The sequence below is a fragment of the Massilia sp. Soil_C_3 genome (assembly GCF_057657035.1).
In genome coordinates, this window is sequence record NZ_JBDGJG010000026.1 from 1 (window position 1) to 972 (window position 972).

Consider the following 972-nt stretch of genomic DNA (forward strand, 5'->3'; position numbering starts at 1 on the left):
TGGGGGATTAGCTCAGCTGGGAGAGCACCTGCTTTGCAAGCAGGGGGTCGTCGGTTCGATCCCGTCATCCTCCACCATTGACTTGGTTTGAAAGTGCAAACGTAAGCTCAGTAGCTTAGGTTTGATCTTTTAGCGATCACTGTTTTTTCGTTCTTTAACAATCTGGAAGAAGTAAAGTTTTTTTAAGCGTGTGCGAAAGCACACACTTAGGGTAGTAGTAATTTGTATCAAGCAAACATAGTTGTACTCTTGAATTCTATGGCGATCTCTTTAACTCATGAAGAGGCCAACGTTATAGGGACAAGTGAATAAGTGCACATGGTGGATGCCTTGGCGATTACAGGCGATGAAGGACGTAGTAGCTTGCGATAAGCTGCGGGGAGCTAGCAAACGAGCTTTGATCCGCAGATTTCCGAATGGGGAAACCCGGCCTTTTAGGTCATTGCATACTGAATACATAGGTATGCAAAGCGAACGCGGCGAACTGAAACATCTAAGTAGCTGCAGGAAAAGAAATCAACCGAGATTCCCAAAGTAGTGGCGAGCGAAATGGGATGAGCCTGTATGTGATAGTCGGACTGATAGTGGAAGCTTTTGGAAATGAGCGCCATAGTGGGTGATAGCCCCGTACACGAAATCAGACCGGTGGTACTAAGCATACGACAAGTAGGGCGGGACACGAGAAATCCTGTCTGAACATGGGGGGACCATCCTCCAAGGCTAAATACTCGTAATCGACCGATAGTGAACCAGTACCGTGAGGGAAAGGCGAAAAGAACCCCGGGAGGGGAGTGAAATAGATCCTGAAACCGTGTGCATACAAACAGTAGGAGCCTCCTTGTGGGGTGACTGCGTACCTTTTGTATAATGGGTCAGCGACTTACATTCAGTGGCGAGGTTAACCGAATAGGGGAGCCGTAGAGAAATCGAGTCCGAATAGGGCGACAGTCGCTGGGTGTAGACCCGAAACCA

At 48.3% G+C, this 972-nt stretch carries 1 tRNA gene and 1 rRNA gene; both read left to right on the forward strand.

The features are described 5' to 3' along the window. Nucleotide 1 precedes the first annotated feature (1 nt). Nucleotides 2–77: transfer RNA gene (locus AC3A6F_RS25280), tRNA-Ala, on the forward strand. Between the two features lie 221 nt (nt 78–298). Next, nucleotides 299–972 (forward strand): 23S ribosomal RNA (locus AC3A6F_RS25285); the annotation flags it as partial.